Source organism: Gemmatimonas sp. (genome assembly GCF_044344655.1).
In the GTDB taxonomy this organism is placed as follows: Bacteria; Gemmatimonadota; Gemmatimonadetes; order Gemmatimonadales; family Gemmatimonadaceae; genus Gemmatimonas.
On sequence record NZ_JBIJCN010000012.1, the window covers coordinates 1 to 16,145 of the forward strand.

Here is a 16,145-nt window from a genome sequence, read left to right on the forward strand (position 1 = left end):
CGCGAGCGAGGTCACACTCACGTCGTCGGCAATGGGCTTGTTGCGCAGGTGCACCTTGAGAATGCCCTCGCGGCCACGGAGGTCCGGCGCGTCGACCACGATCTGGCGGTCGAAGCGACCCGGTCGTAGCAGCGCGGGATCGAGCACGTCGGGACGGTTGGTGGCGGCGATGAGGATAACGCCGTCGTTGGACTCGAAGCCGTCCATCTCCACGAGGAGCTGATTGAGCGTCTGCTCGCGCTCGTCGTGTCCGCCGCCAAGACCAGCGCCGCGATGACGACCGACGGCATCGATTTCGTCGATGAAGATGATGCAGGGCGCGTGCGCCTTGCCCTGCTCAAACAGGTCGCGCACGCGCGACGCGCCCACCCCAACGAACATCTCGACGAAGTCGGAACCTGACATGCTGAAGAACGGGCGCCCTGCCTCGCCGGCCACGGCTTTGGCGAGCAGCGTCTTGCCAGTACCCGGGGGGCCCACGAGCAACGCGCCCTTGGGCAGGCGACCGCCGAGCTTCGTGAACTTCTGGGGGTCCTTGAGGAACTCGATGATTTCCTGCAGCTCGACCTTGGCCTCATCGGCACCGGCCACGTCGGCAAAGGTGACCTTAGGCGTATCGCCGCTCAGCAGCTTCGCTTTGGACTTGCCGAACGAGAACGCCTTGTTGCCACCGGACTGCATTTGGCGGAACAGGAAGATCCAGAAGCCGATGAGCAGAATGTACGGCAGCATCGTGACGAGCAGGCTGCCGAAATTCGCGCGCGGCTCGGCGGCGGCGGTCTTCACGCCGGCCTTGTAGAGATCTTCCTGCTCCTTGGGGGCGATGCCGTTGACCAGCCGCACCGTGAACTTCTTCGCGGGGCGGTTGGCGATGCGGACTTCCTGATTGAACTGCCCCGACAGGACATTGTCGGTGAAGGTGGCCGACTTGATGTTGCCGGCGGCCAGCTGCTGGCGGTAATCGGAGTAGCCGATTTCCGGTGCGGCCGCTTCGCGACCGTTGCCGTAGGAGAGGAAGGCCACCGGGATGAGCAGAACGAGGATCCAGAACGAAACCGTCTTGGAAATCCGGCCCCAGTTGGTGGGCTTCTTCGGCGAGGGCGTCATGTTTGGTGCCATAGGGTGACCGCCTTACTGCAGGCTGGCCACGTACGGGAGATGCCGGAAGTCCTCGGCATGATCCAGTCCGTAGCCGACCAGGAATTCATGCGGCGCATCGAACCCGATGAACCGCGTGGGGTGGTGGAGCTCGGTGGCGATGTGCTTGTGCAGCAACGCACAGATTTCCAGGGACTTGGGCTTCCGCTCACCAAGCAGGTGCATGAGCCGGTTGAGCGTACGACCCGAGTCGACGATGTCCTCGACGAGAAGAATGTGTTTGCCTTCCAGTTCCGTTTCCGGATCGTACAGCAGACGCACCACGCCGCTGGACTCCATGGCATTGCCGTAGGATGAGGCGACGAGAAAGTCCACCTGCAAGGGGCGTGCAATGTGGCGCACGAGGTCGCTCAGGAAGATGAAGCTGCCCTTGAGCAGCCCCAGCACCAGGAGGTCGCCTTCGGGGTAGGCCGCCGTGATGGCCGCGCCAAGCTCCTGAACGCGCTGCGCGATGTCGGGCGCATCGAAAGCGATGCGCTTGACGGCGCGCCCGTCGAGCCGCGGATCCGCGGCCGCTCCTGCAGAAGTCGCCCCTGAATGCTCAGTCAAACTCGCGCTCACACCGGTACCAGATCAGATCCGGCCTTCCGGGCCGGGACGGCGCCGCAAGACCGCGGCAAATTCCGGGAATCCAGAACGGCTCATCGTCTACGAGCACGACGGGCCACGATGGTCGATCGAGCACGGCCACCCGGTTCTCCGAAAAGTATCGAGTCACCCGCCTCCCTGCTGGTGCCCCCGCCGTTTTGATGCGATCGCCCTCGGCCCACGGGCGAACGACGACGGGTACCCCCGCCGGTAACCCGATCGTCCACGGATCGTTGGCGAGCGGTTCCACACCAAGACGACGGCAGCGCCACCGCCCAAATCGGGGAGGCAGCGCGTCAGAGGGTCCCGCATGCACCGGCCATGCTGTCCCCTGACCGCCGGCGCGGCGCACATCGAACACGTCACCCCGGGAGTCGCAACGCCGCTCGACGGTCGCGCCGCCGGCCAACGTGATGTGGGCGCCACGGCGATTGGTGGTGGTAAACCGGACGGCCGCGCGGGTTCCGTGCGCGTCGAGGGTCACCCCGGCACGGGCACAAAGCGCCGGCCAGATCACCGCCCGCCCCTCGACGGTGGTCTGCTCAAGCAGGCGCGCCGGGAGGCTGCAGCGGGTCCCTTCCCCGTTGACGATCACGCCGCTGGCATCGAGCCACCGCTCCACATCACGCCGCCAGGCCGCCGCGCGCTCTCCCATGGCCAGCAGGTCGGCGCCGAAGCCCGGCGACGCCGCTTCGAGCGTGGGGAGCAGCTGGTGGCGAACGCGGCCACGCAGGAACTCGAGGGAGGCGTTCATGGGATCCTCGCGATACGGCAGCTGCTCAGTGTCCACCCAGCGGGCCAACTCACCGCGCGACACGCGGAGCCAAGGGCGCACCACCGGCGACGGCGCCGCGAGCGCGGCCAGTCCACGTGCACCGCTGCCGCGCAACGCCCGCATCAGGATCGTTTCAAGCTGATCGTCGCGCGTGTGCGCCGTGGCCACCTGGGCGCGGAAGCCGCGCGCCACCCGCCGCAGGAAGCTCCAGCGGGCATCCCGCCAGGCGGCCTCACTGGTACCGACCGTGCGCGCCCGCTCGCGCACCACCGTCACCCCGAGCCGCCGCGCCTCGGCGGCCACGAGACTGCAGGCATCGGTGGCGTACACGCCCGTGGCGTGGTCGAAGGTGGCCACCGCCGCGATTCGCTCGGGCGCCCAGCGCGCCATCGCGTGCAGCAGCGCCATGGAATCGCGCCCCCCCGACACGGCCAGTACCAGCTGTCCCGGCACCGCGGCCAGCGCGACCTCGAGCACGGCGCGAAGGAGCTCGCCGGGAGGGATGTCATCGGAGGGGTAGTCGCCGGGAAAGATCTCCGGGAACTCGGCGGTGTCGCGGACCATTCCGAAGCAAAGCGTCGAGGCCCCGCCATCGTCAACCGTGCCGGCTGATCCAGCCCCATCCGTGGGGCCACGGCCGTGGCGCGGTGCCTCGCCTTCGGGTCTTGCCTTTGGGCCCTGCCCCCTACCACCGCCGCCCGGACTCGACTAGCCTTGTCGTGTTCGGGCGCACCGCGTCGCCGTTTATCGTCATCGGAGAACCTCAGTGGAATATCACGGCACCCTCGGCACCATCTGGGCATCGTTCGGGATGACCGCCTACTACATGGCGCTCACCTGGATCAACATCCTGCTCGGGCTGTTCCTGTCGCCGCTGTTCGTGATCCCGCTGACGTGGCTCAAGCAGAAGCAGGGCGGCTTCGAGTCGTAACCTGCGCGTCCCGATATAGCAGAAGGCCCGCTCTTCGAGCGGGCCTTCTGCGTTCCGTCGCCGACGTGCGCGTCCCCGTAAGGACGCGGCTTCGGAGAGCGGGCCGCCTCACGCCACGCGCGGCATCCCCTTGAGCTCCGTCGCGCTCAGCACCACGGCGTCGCCGAGCGCCGTCTTGCGGCCGGTGAGATCGGAGAGGTCACCGCCATGGTAGGCTTCTTCGCCATGTTCGGCGATGTCGATCCCCTGCACCTCCACATCGACGGGCACGCGCAGCGGCATGATCGCATTGAGCGCCACCAGAATCACCGTGCTGGCGATCGCGGCGAAGGCGATCGTGGCGATGACGGCGAGCAGCTGCACACCGATGAGCGACGGGTTGCCGTGCAGCAGTCCATCGGCACCGATCGGGTTCACGGCCTTCGACGCAAAGACCCCGGTGAGTACGGCGCCCATGATGCCGGCCACGCCGTGACAGGCGAACACGTCGAGCGTATCGTCGAGGCGCGTCTTCGGGCGATAGTGCAGTGCGAAGAATGAGAACGGGGCCGCGAGCACGCCCATCATGATCGCCGAAATCGGCGTCACGAAGCCGGCGGCGGGCGTGATCGCCACTAGCCCCACCACAGCTCCGGTGGCAGCCCCGACGGCAGTGGCACGCCCCCCCTTCACGAGTTCCATGATCACCCACGCGACCATGGCCGCGGCGGCGGCGGCATGCGTAGTCACGAGCGCATTGGCGGCAATGCCGTCAGCGGCGAGTGCGGAGCCGGCATTGAAGCCGAACCAGCCGAACCAGAGGAGACCGGCCCCGAGCAGCGCAAACGGCACGTTGTGCGGCACATTGGGAATGCGCTTGAAGTCGCGCCGGGGGCCGAGGAACATCGCGAGCACCACGGCCGTGGTGCCGGCGCTGATGTGCACCACCGTCCCGCCGGCGAAATCGAGGGCGCCAAGCTGGCGCAGCCAGCCACCGTCACCCCAGACCCAATGCGCCAGCGGATCATAGATGATCGTGGTCCAGATCACCCCGAACACCAGGTACGCCACAAAGCGCATGCGGTCGATTACGGCACCGGAGAAGAGCGCGACGGTGATGCCGGCAAACATGGCCTGGAAGGCGGCAAACAACAGATGTGGCAGCAGCGCCGAATACGTGGGGTTCGCCGCGGCGGTCACCCCTGCGAAGCCCACGTGAGCAAAGCCGCCAATCCACGACGAGCCGGGTCCGAAGGCAAGGCTGTAGCCGAAAAGGACCCACTGCACCGTAACCACCGCAAGCGCGGCGAGGCTCATCAGCATGGTATTGAGCGCGCTCTTGGTGCGCACGAGCCCACCGTAAAAGAACGCGAGGCCCGGGACCATGAGCAGCACGAGGGCGGTGCTCATGAGCACCCACGCCGTGTCACCGGCCGAGATGGTGGAGGTGGCGGGCTCCTGAGCAACGAGCAGCAGCGGGAGCGCGCGCAGCGAGGGGAGGAATGACATCAGCGATCTCCCAGCGTTGGCACGCGCATCTCGAGCTGCGTCTGCCACATGACTTCGTCCGCGTTGATGGCAGTCAATGCCTCATTGTCGCGCTCACCGGTCCGGATGCGCACGGTGCGCTCGAGGGGCAGGACGAAGATCTTGCCATCACCCACGTCGCCGGTTCGGGCCCCGTCGCAGATTGCCTGAATGGTGCGCTCGACGAATGCCTCGGAGCAGGCCATTTCGATCCGCACCTTTTCGTGGAACTCCAGCACCACGGATTCGCCGCGGTACTGCTGCACCACGTCCCGCTCACCGCCGTGTCCGCTCACACGGGAGAGGGTCATGCCGGTGACCCCAACCTGAAAGAGGGCACGCTTTACGTCGGCGAGCTTCTCGGGGCGGATGATGGCGACGATGAGCTTCATGCGAAGGGCTGGCATAGGGCGAACAGAAGCTGCCGCGACCGCATCTCTGCCTGACACGCAGAGAAGCGGAGGCACTCACATCAGTAAGGCAGATGGTCAACGCCAGACGCCTCGCAGAAAGTGCCCTCACCGCACGAATCCAGGGACGCCACGACGAGTAGAGACGTCGCCCCGAACGTTATCCGAACCCCAGTGACCTGGGACACGATCCCGTGGCAAACACGAAGGGCACGAAGACCACGCGTCTTCGTGCCCTCTGCATACACTCAAGGGCGCCTCACCCACCTGTTTGCACCGTTGATCGATACCAGGCGAGGCCCCGGACCTACCCGTCGTCAGGCACTGAGCGACTCAGGCGCCCGCGCCACGATCGTGTGGTGCCGAAGGAGCGGAATGAGCTGCTCACGCGGGCCAATCGCATCGGCGAGCGTCCTGCTGTCGAGTACCGCCAGAAACGCATCCAACGCCTGCTCGAGCACACCAGAGAGGGTGCACACCGGGGCGATCGGACACGTGTTGGTGGCCATGTCGAAACATTCCACTAACGTCAGATTCTCTTCAGTCTTTCGAACGAGCTCGCCGAGCTTGATGGTGTCGGCGGCACGCGCCAAGCGCACTCCGCCATTACGGCCGCGTACCGTTTCGACATAACCGAGCTCAGCCAATCGCTGGACGATTTTGACGAGATGCTCGTACGACATGTTCATGCGCATCGCGATGGCATGCACCGTAATGCACTGATCGGGCTCAAGTCCTAGGACCATGAGACAACGCAGGGCGTTGTCGCTGAATCGGGTGAGTCGCATGGGGTAAATGTGCAGTACGGTCGCGCTCGCCGCTTGCACCTCAAAAACACGTATCTATTTCCCGTCTTTAGCAATTCGGCGACGCGCTCGGTCCGCGTGGCCCGGCCGGGTTATGACGCGGCCAGCTCTGAGAACTGTCGCCCGCGCCACGCCTTGGGGCGCCGGGCGGTGCTCAGCGTAAGACGCCACGCTGCGGCGATGTCGGAGAGCCATGAGCACCAGAAGCTCCATCCGCGTTCGGCATAGCAGCCGCGCAGGGCCCACAGCATGAACAGCCGGATGAACAGCGCCGAGCCGTTCACAACCAGCAGCGCCTGCCAGAGGATCGCGTTCGGGGCGCCGCTGAGCTGCACCGATCCGGTGGCCATCAGGCTTCCCACAATCAACAACAGCGGCAGTGGGAGAGCCTGCACCGCCCACACCATGGCCACGTCCAGCCAGCGTCGCCACAAGGGCGTGGCATCCTTCAGATCGAAACTGCGCCCCCACTCCCGCCACATCTCCGCAAGGGAGGCGTACGAGCGCACCTGAATGATGTTCGAGCCGTCGAGGAACCCCACCCGCGCGCCGTTGGCGGCGAGGTGCCGCGCGAGCGTGACATCGTCGCACCACGAGGCACGGGCCGGCGCGTAGCCGCCGTACTGTACCAGCAGGTCGCGGCGTGCGATGAAGCACTGCCCGTTGGCCAGCACTCGGTCCGGCGGCGGCTGCGTGGCGCCGGCGGCTCCGCAGCGATACACCAAGGTCACGAGCATGGCGGGCTGCACGAAGCGCTCGGCGGGGGTCTGGTCGCGGAACTGCGGCGAGAAGCTGGCCACGTCGTAGCCATCCTGCTCGACGGCGTCGATCACGGCGCCGACCAACCCCGGCGCCGGCACGGTGTCGGCGTCGATTCCGAGGACCCACTCGCCCTGGGCCTCGCGCAGCCCGTTCTCGAGGGCCCAGACCTTGCCCACCCACCCAGGGGGCAGCGGATCATCGGTGACGAGACGGATACGCGGATCACGGCGTGAGGCGGCCTCCACCAGTTCGCGGGTCCCGTCGGTGGACCGACTGTCCACCACAAGCACCTCGAGCATCGGCTCCTGCTGCTGCATGAGCCCTTCGAGACAGGGACCCACGCGCGTGACCTCATTCAAGGTGGTCACGATCACCGAGACCCTCGTATCGCGGCGCGGCACGGTTCGTGGCGCGATCGGCGGGCGACGTGAGTACCCGGGCATGAGCCGGACGAGCAGCACGAGCAACAGCCAGGCCTGGAGCGCCAGCAGCAGCACGCCAACGGGGCTGACGGTGCCGAGCGGGTGCGCGGCGGCAAGGTCAGAGACATTGAACAGGTGAGCCGGCGCCATCGCGTACCAGGAGAGAAGTCCAAACGGTCTGTGGCCTGGATGGGGGCCACGTGAGTAAACTCGGCGCCAGCCCCGTCCGGTTCCGCCAGAAATCGGTGACGCCTGCAAGATAGAGGGTCCCGGAACGGTCCCGGCCAAGGTGGCGGGTTTGCCAGCCGACAGGTAGCCTCTGCGTACCATTCCTCACCTGCGACTCTCCGTGCCCACCGCCAATCCCTCCCCCGGACGCCAGCTGCTTGCCAACTGGCACCGTCTCTCCCGCCTCCCATTTGGCAAGCGCCTGTTCAGCTGGGCCGTGGGACGGACCGCCCCCTACACCGGCTCGGTCGGTGGGGTGTATACGCACGTGCGCGCCGGATACGCTCGGGTGGAGTTGCGTGACCACCGGGCCGTGCGCAACCATCTGGCCTCGGTCCACGCGGTGGCGCTGGTGAATCTCGCGGAGATGACGAGTGGCGTCGCGCTGCTCACGGCCCTGCCTGCGGGTGTGCGCGGCATCGTGACCGGGCTTTCGATCGAATACGTGAAGAAGGCCCGCGGCCTGCTGGTGTGTGAAACGCACGCCGAGGCACCGCTCGACGTGAGCGAGCCGTGCACGCACGACGTGGTGGCGATCATCACCGACGTCGCTGGCGACGTGGTCTCGCGGTGCACCGTACATTGGCGCCTTTCCCCACCGGTGAGCGCATGACGCGGTCGTCGACCTCCGATCGTCCTGTAGTGGACACGCCCCTGACCCGCCATGCGCACATTCGCGTGCCGCTCATCTGCGGACCGATGTACCCGTGCAGCAATCCGGAACTGGTGGCGGCGGTAAGCAAGGCCGGAGGCCTCGGCATCGTGCAGCCGATTGCCCTCACCTATGTGCACGGCTACGAGTTTCGCGAGGGGCTGCGTCGTATCCATGCCCTCAGCGGCGGGGCCCCGATCGGCTTCAACGCGTTGATCGAGGCGAGCAGCAAGACCTATCACAACCGCATGGTGCGCTGGGTGGAGACGGCACTGGAGGAAGGCGTGCGCTTTTTCCTCACGTCCCTTGGCAATCCACGCTGGGTGTGCGATCGGGTGCATGCGGCTGGCGGCGTGGTGTACCACGACATCACCGAAAAGAAGTGGGCGCTCAAGGGGCGCGACGGTGGCGTCGACGGATTCGTGGCCGTCAATCGCGAGGCCGGTGGCCACACCGGATCACGGGATGCACGCGCCTTGCTCGAGGAGGTGAGTGACCTTGGCTTGCCGGTCGTGGCCGCGGGCGGCGTGGGTGAGGCCGCGCAGTTCCGTGCGCTGCTCGACACGGGCTACGCTGGCGTGCAGCTGGGCACTCGCTTCATCGCTACGACGGAGTGCAACTCCGACGCCCGGTACAAGGAGGCCATCGTGCGTGCCTCGTCGAAAGACGTGGTTCTCACCGAGCGACTCACGGGCGTCCCCGTGTCGGTGCTGCGCACCCCCTACGTGGAGCGCCTCGGTACCACGGTGGGGCCGTTTGCCCGCATGATGTTCCGTGGTCGCAAGACCAAGCACTGGATCCGTACCTGGTATGCCCTGCGATCGCTGCGCCAGCTCAAGCAGTCGAGTGTGGAGGGGGCGAACAGCGACTACTGGCAGGCCGGGCGCAGCGTCGATGCCATTCACGACATTCGCGCGGCCGGTGACATCGTGGCCGACTTCGCCGCCGCGCTGCTTATGGACACTCCGCACATATCATCATGAAATCGATCGCGCTGTTGTTCGCCGCCGCCGCTGCGACCGGCCTGTCCGTTCCCCCCGGTACAGTGTCGGCGCAGGGCGCCGAGGAGATGCTCCGCACCACCGGGGTGCAGGCACGGGTGACGCTGACCCGCGACAGTGCCGGCATCGTGCACATCGAGGCGCAGAACGAACACGACCTGTTCTTCGCACAGGGGTACAGCGCGGCTCGCGATCGCCTGTTTCAATTGGAGCTCTGGCGACGACAGGCCACGGGCACGATGGCTGAGGCGCTGGGTCCGCGATGGGTCGCCCGCGATCGCGCAGCGCGACTCATGCGCTACCGAGGTAGCATGAAGGCGGAACTCGCGCACTATCATCCGCGCGGCGAGACGATCATTCAGGCGTTCGTGGACGGCATCAATGCCTGGGTGGCGCGGGTCCAAGCGGATCCCTCACTCATGCCCCCGGACCTTGCTGCGCTTGGCATCACCCCGGGCAGGTGGACCCCCGCCGTCGTGGTGTCGCGACACAACGCCCTCGCCAGCAACGCGAGCGACGAAGCGAACCTTGCCAGAGCCGTGCGCGCCATCGGCGGCGAGGCGGTTACGCGCCGCCGCAACTTCGAGCCTGCCACCGTGCGCCTGTCACTCGATTCACTGGTGGCAAGGCTCGTGGGCACTGCCACCGACGCGCAGCTGCTTACCGACTACAGCGGCTCGCGCAACGCCCCGTCGTTTCGTAGCAACGAACTCTCACCGCTGTGGCGTCGCGCTGGTGGGGCCGACAGCACCGTCGAGCGTGAGGCCGACCGCTGGGAGAGCAACAATTGGGTGATCAGCGGCCAGCGCACGGCCAGCGGACGCCCGATCGTGGCGAACGATCCGCACCGCGCCATCACGGTACCCTCCCTGCGCTATCTCGTACACCTCAAGGCGCCGGGATGGGACGTGATCGGCGGCGGCGAGCCCGGTATCCCCGGCGTGGCGATCGGGCACAACCCGCATGCGGCGTGGGGGCTCACGATCTTCGGCATCGACAGCGAAGACCTCTACGTGTACGAACTCGACGCCGCCAATGCGTCCTATCGGTACCGTGGGGCGTTCGTGGCGTTCGAGACGGTGCGTGACCGTGTGCGCGTGAAGGGTGGCGCCACGCAGACGGTCGCGCTGCAGTACACGCGACACGGCCCGGTGTTGTACGTAGACAGCACGCGGCACATGGCAGTGGCACTCCGGGCCGGCTGGCTGGAGGTGGGCGGCGCCCCCTATCTCGCGAGCCTTCGCCTCGATCAGGCGCGCACCTGGAGCGAGGCTCGCGCCGCACTCTCGTACGCGCGCATGCCCGCACTCAACTGGATCTGGGCCGACACCAGTGGCACGATCGGCTGGCAGACGGCCGGCGCCGCGCCGGTCCGGCCATCGTGGGACGGGCTCATGCCGGTGCCAGGCGACGGACGCTTCGAGTGGCGCGGACTGCTCCCCATTCCGGAGCTCCCGAGCGAGACCAATCCGGCACGGGGCTTCGTGGGAACCGCCAACGCATTCAACGTGGCGCCGACATACGCGCGGTTCGACGCGCTCGCGCGCACGTGGTCGGACCCGTTCCGGCACGATCGCCTGCAGCAGGTCCTCGATACGACACGCCAGGCGACGGTGGCGAGCAGTGGTGCCCTGCAGCACGATGCCGTGTCGCTTCCCGCCCGCGCCCTCGTACCGCTGCTCAGCGGCCTCGAGCTCACCTCGCCCGTGGCGAAAGCGGCACGTGACACGCTCCTGGCGTGGGACCATACCCTCACGGCCGAATCGCGCGCGGCGGCGATCTACGTGGCGTGGGAGCGGAAGCTGGCCACGCAGACGGCCGACCTGGCCCTGCCGCCCGCCGTACGCCCCATCCTCCGCTCCGTACCGCTGTCCCGCACGGTGCAGTGGCTCACGCGTCCCGACAGCCTGCTTGGCGAACAGCCGATGGAGGCCCGCAACCGCATTCTGTCCCGCGCCTTCAGCGAGGCGCTGCAGGATCTGCGCACGCGGTTCGGTGACGACATGAGCACATGGCGGTACGGTGACGCGCGGTTGCACCACAGCCGCATCACGCATCCGCTGCACGCGCTGGTGACGGACTCCCTGCAGCGCGTGCTGTCCCCCGGTCCGCTGCCGCGCGGGGGATACGGCAACACGCTGCTGGCCACCGCCAATGTCGACAACCAGAACCACGGCGCGAGCCTTCGCGTGGTCATCGAGGTAGGCGACTGGGATAACGCGATCGTGACCAATTCTCCCGGGCAAAGCGGCGATCCTCGCAGCGCCTTCTATGCCAATCTGTTCCCGTTGTGGGCGGCCAACCGCTTCGTTCCCCTGCCCTACTCTGCCGGTGCCGTGACGCGTCGTGCGGCCGGTATCACCGTGTTGCACCCGTAGTTTCGTCCCCTTCACTTCCAGGAGATCGCCACATGATCACGCTGTCGCTCCCGATTACGCTGCTTTCGGCATCGCTGGTCGTCTCGCCGCCACCGGCTTCGCCCGCGTCGTTCATCGCCCAGCAGGACATGAGTTTCTTCATCACGAGTGCGGGGCCCGGCGATGGCGCCAACCTTGGCGGACTCGCCGGCGCCGACAGACATTGCGCCAGCCTCGCGGACGCCGCGGGTGTGAAGGGCAAGACGTGGCACGCCTACCTGAGCCAGCAGGCCGTGGGTGGGGCACAGGCCATCCATGCCCGTGACCGTATCGGCACGGGGCCGTGGAAGAATGCGAAGGGCGTGGTGATCGCCACCAGCGTGGATGACCTGCACAGCGACGGCAACAAGCTGAGCAAGGAGAACAGCGTCACCGAGAAGGGCGTCGTGGTCAACGGGCGCGGTGATCAGCCCAACATGCACGACATCCTCACCGGCTCCACCCTCGATGGACGTGTGCAGCCCGGCGATGGCGACAGCACCTGCAGCAACTGGACGAGCAACGCCGAAACCGGCAGCGCATCGGTCGGACATCACGACCGCCAGGGGGGTGGCACCAACCCCACCAGCTGGAACTTTGCTCACCCGTCACGGGGATGCGGTCAGAAGAATCTGCAGGCCACGGGCGGCAATGGGTTGTTCTACTGCTTCGCCGTGTAAATGAAAACGGGGGCGCTGCAATGCAGCGCCCCCGTTTCCGTCGCCCGCCACTCAGTTGGCGGCGGCTCCGACCTTCTGCCCCAGCAGCCAGTAGCCGAACCACTGCCGCAGGCGACCGAGGCGGTCCACCAGCAGCCACGGTTCACCGCTTCGGCTCAGGTCATGGTTCGAACGCGGATAGCGGACCAGCTCCACCGGCACGCCCTGCTTCTTGAGCGACATGAACCAGATCTCGGCGCTCCCCATCGGCGTGCGGTGATCCTCCTCGCTCTGCACAATCAGCATGGGCGTCTTCACCTTGCGCACGTAGCGGATGGGGGAGAGCGTGTCGTACAGTGCTTGGTTGTCCCACGGCTTGCCGTAGAATTCGAACTCGGTCAGCCCCTGCGCATCGCTTGCTCCGTACCAGTACGTCCAGTCGGTGATCGTACGATCGGTCTCAATGGCCTTGAAGCGATCGGTTTTGGTGGCGATCCACGTAGTCATGAAGCCGCCGTAGGACCCGCCGGTGGCCCCCATGCGCGTGCTGTCCACATCGGGGCGCGCCGCCACGATGTCCACGGCCTTCATGAGATCCTCGTAGTCTTCCATGCCCCAGCGACCGCGCGTGCTGTAGGTGAAGTCGGCGCCGTAGCCACTCGAGCCGCGGGGGTTGGTGAAGAGCACGAACATCCCCTGCGCCGCGAGGTTCTGGAACTCGTCGAACCATCCTTCGCCGTACGCCGAATGCGGGCCGCCATGGATGTAGATCACCATGGGATACGTCTTCCCCGCCTCGTAGTTGTACGGCTTCATCAACCAGGCTTCGATCTCGAGGTTGCCCACGCTCTTGTAGGTGAAGCGCTCCGCGTCGCTCCACACCACATCGGCGTTCACCGTGTCGTTGAAGCCGGTCAGTTTGCGCTCACCGGTACCATCACCATTTGCCACGAACAGCTCCGTGGGCTTCGTCATGCTGGTGGCCACGAACGCCATGACCTTGCCGCTCGCGTCGTAGCTCGTGCCGCGGATCTGCCGGCGCCCGCCAACCAGCTCCTTCGGGGCGTTCTTGCCGGTGAGATCCGCCTTGAGCACCGCCGATCGTCCACCGATGTCGGCGGAGAACTGGAGACCGGTCTTCAGCCAGTCGATCGCGCTCGGCTCGAACTGCCAGTCACCCAGCAGATTGCGCGGCTGGCCCCCGGCCACGTCGACCGTGTAGACGCGCGCGCTCTTCGTGCGCGCCGGACGTCCGATGAACGCCAGCTGCTTGCCATCAGGCGACCAGGTGAGATCCGACTCTGCCCCCATCCACTCGGCGACCTTGCGCGGCGTCCCACCGTTGGCGTCGATCACGTAGATATCGGCGTCGTTCCGCTCCGCCTCGTCGCGCACTTTGTCGTACGGCAGCTTGGCGAGCGAATCACGCTCCATGTCCACCATGCTGTCGGCGCGGAGCCTCACATCGGCGATGAACGCGATCCAGCGGCCGTCGGGGGAGACCACCGGACTGCGGTGCGAATACGCCACGGTGGTGAGCTGCTTCTTCGCCGTATCGCCCACCGCCTGCCGGAACAGCTGCTGCGGACGCCACGCCCGCGCCGTACGCCGGCCCGGCACGAATCCGGTGCCATTGTTCTTGTAGGTCATGTCCACCACATGCCGCCCGTCGAAGCGCGTCGGCATCGCCGGGCGCGTGATGGCGTCGAACGGCGGCCGTGCCATGGGCTGCTGCTGCGCGAACGGATCGCCGGCCGGCACCTGCGGCGCGGGCGTGGCGGCATCGGTAAACACCGCGAACGAACCGTCGGCCGGCATCGACCCACTCGGATACGTCTCCACCTGTACAGCTTCGCCGCTGGGCTGGTCGAGACGGATCGCCCAGCTGTTGCCCTTGCCGCCGGCCCGCTGAGAGCTGAAGAAGAGGTATTTGCCGTCGGGCGACCAGCGCGGGTTGCTGCTCTCGGCGTTGGGGGACGTCCATCGCTGCGGTTCGCCGCCCGCCGTGTTTACGACCCACACCTCGCTGTGCCGGCGGTTCTCGCCTTCGACCGCCTTCGTGACGGTCATGGCCACGCGCTTGCCGTCCGGAGAGACGGCGGGGGAACTCACGTTCACCACGCGATACCAGTCGCCAAGCATCATGGCGCGCGGGCCCTTGGGCAGCGGGGTCGCGGCGGCGCCGGTGGTGGCGACGCGAGACGCCGACTGGGCGTCGGCGAGGGCCGGCGCGGCGATCAGAGCGGGGGCGAGGGCCGTGAAAAGGACGGCGCGCCACGGCGCACGGCAGGAGGGGGAGTGCATGGGAGGCAGCAGGGGTACAGGTGGGAAACAACGGACCACGGAACGATGCCTCGCGAACGCGGCCGAAGGAAGGAATGCGGCGGGCACCGCCGAGGGGGTGGCCGCCACGCCCGGCCGGGAAAGAGGGGGGCGCCGGACGGCGCCTCCGAACAACAGAAATGTGACATTTTTCGCAATTCTCTATTGCTCTCCCGCGCGTCAGGCCATACCATAATCCGCATCGCGGAGGAGCGGCCGCGTAACCGCAACGAGGCGTGTGCCCGGCAGCCAGCCGGAGCGGCGAGCCAACCGAACGGGGCAGTAAATCGGTGGAAGTTCACACCCGATGTCCCACCCTATCTCGAGGAGGTGATCAATTGTCTAGTTCCAGTCCCTTTGCCGGCTCGTTCTGGGCACGCGATCTCCTGATCGGCGCCCGGTAACACGGGTTCATCCGGTTCAGGATCATCCTCGAGCCGGCAGGGAATCATGAAGGGCCGTTCTGCAGCGATGCAGACGGCCCTTCGTCGTTCCGGGGGGATGGCGACGCGGAGAGGAGGAGGCACGGAGGCCCCCGGCGAACTACCGCGCGAACGTCCCCGTTGCCGCGTCGAGTCGCCGCACCAGGGCGGCCGCGAACTCCACGCTGCTCCGGTAGAAGGCGGGATCGACCTTCGCCGCGTCGTCGCCCGACTTGTGATAGTCAGGGTGGTCCTCCACGCCCAGATACAGGAACGGGATACCCTTGCCGTGGAACGCGCCGTGATCCGAGGAGCCGGTCCAGTCGTCGCCGGGCTTGAGGTCCTTCGTGTCGTGTCCGAAGCGCACCGCCACCCCCGACGCCTTCGAGGCCGCTTCGGCGAGCGGCTTGAGGAACGGGGAATGCGAGGTGCCCGACACCCAGAGCGTGCCCGCATCCTGCCGAGCGACCATGTCCAGATTGAGATTCGCCGCAATTGAGGCGAGCGGCACCGGCGGCGCATTCACGAAGGCGCGGGCCCCCTGCAGCCCCATCTCTTCGGCATCGAAGAAGGCCACGAGCACGTCGTGCTGCGGCGGGTCCTTCAGCAATCGCTCGGCGATCGTGAGAATGGCCACGCAGCCGCTCGCGTCGTCGTCGGCGCCGTTAAAGACCTCGCCATTGCGCACACCGAGATGATCGTAGTGGGCGCTGATCACCAGGACCGGACCGCCGGGTGTACGGCCCGGAATACGGGCGATGATGTTCACGCCCGCCGCGCTGTCGCCCGCCGCCATGCCCCGGCCGCGGAACATGAACGGCATCTCGAACGCGCCAGCGGCCGGTCGTGCCCCCATGGCCTTGAGCTGCTGCACGATCCATGCACGGGCGCGTGCGCTACCGGGTGTGCCGGTGCGGCGCCCTTCCATGCTGTCGGCCGACAAGGTCGCGAGCCGCTGCATGAGCCGCGCAGTGGTCGAGTCCTGAGGTGCGGGGATCGTTTGTGCGCGGAGCGATGACGTGAGTAGTACAGCTGATAGCAGCAACGAGATACGAGAAGCGATCATGTTGGTCCTGATGCCGAAGATGTAGGGCGAGACAGCGGGCG

Annotated in this window: 14 protein-coding genes; 5 read left to right on the top strand and 9 right to left on the bottom strand. The window is 66.9% G+C overall.

Annotation, left to right across the window (positions count from 1 at the left end):
* The 3 genes from ACIQ51_RS05305 to tilS all read right to left on the bottom strand — a co-directional run.
* Nucleotides 1-1,107: ATP-dependent metallopeptidase FtsH/Yme1/Tma family protein (locus ACIQ51_RS05305; protein ID WP_396203975.1), on the bottom strand; the 1,107-nt coding region annotated here is incomplete at its 3' end.
* Between the two features lie 24 nt (nucleotides 1,108-1,131).
* On the bottom strand, nucleotides 1,132-1,707 hold the full coding sequence (gene hpt, locus ACIQ51_RS05310) for a hypoxanthine phosphoribosyltransferase (protein WP_396203976.1): 576 nt from the start codon (nucleotides 1,705-1,707) through the stop codon (nucleotides 1,132-1,134).
* Nucleotides 1,700-3,085: a tRNA lysidine(34) synthetase TilS gene (gene tilS, locus ACIQ51_RS05315; protein ID WP_396203977.1), complete on the bottom strand. Its 1,386-nt coding sequence runs from the start codon at nucleotides 3,083-3,085 to the stop codon at nucleotides 1,700-1,702. The genes hpt and tilS overlap by 8 nt, the downstream gene beginning before the upstream one ends.
* 202 nt (nucleotides 3,086-3,287) lie before the next feature.
* Between tilS and ACIQ51_RS05320 the strand changes: the two genes are divergently transcribed.
* Entirely contained in the window at nucleotides 3,288-3,452 is a 165-nt protein-coding gene (locus ACIQ51_RS05320; RefSeq protein ID WP_396203979.1) for a hypothetical protein, read from the top strand.
* Between the two features lie 108 nt (nucleotides 3,453-3,560).
* On the opposite strand, the gene ACIQ51_RS05325 is transcribed toward ACIQ51_RS05320, so the two are convergent.
* The 4 genes from ACIQ51_RS05325 to ACIQ51_RS05340 all read right to left on the bottom strand — a co-directional run bounded on the left by ACIQ51_RS05325 (nucleotide 3,561) and on the right by ACIQ51_RS05340 (nucleotide 7,508).
* Nucleotides 3,561-4,940, bottom strand: coding sequence for an ammonium transporter (locus ACIQ51_RS05325; protein ID WP_396203980.1), 1,380 nt, complete (start codon nucleotides 4,938-4,940; stop codon nucleotides 3,561-3,563).
* The gene (locus ACIQ51_RS05330; RefSeq protein WP_396204021.1) at nucleotides 4,940-5,350 is read right to left on the bottom strand and encodes a P-II family nitrogen regulator; all 411 of its coding nucleotides are present in this window, start codon (nucleotides 5,348-5,350) and stop codon (nucleotides 4,940-4,942) included. Before ACIQ51_RS05330 ends, ACIQ51_RS05325 begins: the two co-directional genes overlap by 1 nt.
* A 335-nt stretch (nucleotides 5,351-5,685) precedes the next feature.
* The gene (locus tag ACIQ51_RS05335; protein ID WP_396203981.1) at nucleotides 5,686-6,156 is read right to left on the bottom strand and encodes an RrF2 family transcriptional regulator; all 471 of its coding nucleotides are present in this window, start codon (nucleotides 6,154-6,156) and stop codon (nucleotides 5,686-5,688) included.
* 110 nt (nucleotides 6,157-6,266) lie between these two features.
* The gene (locus tag ACIQ51_RS05340) at nucleotides 6,267-7,508 is read right to left on the bottom strand and encodes a glycosyltransferase (protein ID WP_396203982.1); all 1,242 of its coding nucleotides are present in this window, start codon (nucleotides 7,506-7,508) and stop codon (nucleotides 6,267-6,269) included.
* 199 nt (nucleotides 7,509-7,707) lie between these two features.
* On the opposite strand from ACIQ51_RS05340, the gene ACIQ51_RS05345 reads away from it, so the two are divergent.
* The 4 genes from ACIQ51_RS05345 to ACIQ51_RS05360 are packed head-to-tail and all read left to right on the top strand — an operon-like array spanning nucleotide 7,708 to nucleotide 12,315.
* Nucleotides 7,708-8,199 carry a hotdog fold domain-containing protein gene (locus ACIQ51_RS05345; protein WP_396203983.1) on the top strand — a complete coding sequence of 164 codons (492 nt, stop codon included), beginning with the start codon at nucleotides 7,708-7,710 and terminating at the stop codon, nucleotides 8,197-8,199.
* Between the two features lie 29 nt (nucleotides 8,200-8,228).
* The gene (locus ACIQ51_RS05350; protein ID WP_396203984.1) at nucleotides 8,229-9,221 is read left to right on the top strand and encodes an NAD(P)H-dependent flavin oxidoreductase; all 993 of its coding nucleotides are present in this window, start codon (nucleotides 8,229-8,231) and stop codon (nucleotides 9,219-9,221) included.
* On the top strand, nucleotides 9,218-11,617 hold the full coding sequence (locus ACIQ51_RS05355) for a penicillin acylase family protein (RefSeq protein ID WP_396203985.1): 2,400 nt from the start codon (nucleotides 9,218-9,220) through the stop codon (nucleotides 11,615-11,617). The genes ACIQ51_RS05350 and ACIQ51_RS05355 overlap by 4 nt, the downstream gene beginning before the upstream one ends.
* A 32-nt stretch (nucleotides 11,618-11,649) precedes the next feature.
* Nucleotides 11,650-12,315 (top strand): hypothetical protein, encoded by a 666-nt coding sequence (locus tag ACIQ51_RS05360; protein WP_396203986.1) that lies wholly within the window; start codon nucleotides 11,650-11,652, stop codon nucleotides 12,313-12,315.
* Between the two features lie 51 nt (nucleotides 12,316-12,366).
* Here the strand turns inward: ACIQ51_RS05360 and ACIQ51_RS05365 are convergent, their stop codons facing one another.
* Together ACIQ51_RS05365 and ACIQ51_RS05370 are read right to left on the bottom strand one after the other, a co-directional pair.
* Nucleotides 12,367-14,598: a S9 family peptidase gene (locus tag ACIQ51_RS05365; protein WP_396203987.1), complete on the bottom strand. Its 2,232-nt coding sequence runs from the start codon at nucleotides 14,596-14,598 to the stop codon at nucleotides 12,367-12,369.
* A gap of 561 nt (nucleotides 14,599-15,159) precedes the next feature.
* Complete coding sequence (locus ACIQ51_RS05370) at nucleotides 15,160-16,104, bottom strand: M20/M25/M40 family metallo-hydrolase (protein WP_396203988.1); 945 nt, start codon at nucleotides 16,102-16,104, stop codon at nucleotides 15,160-15,162.
* Nucleotides 16,105-16,145: the final 41 nt, after the last annotated feature.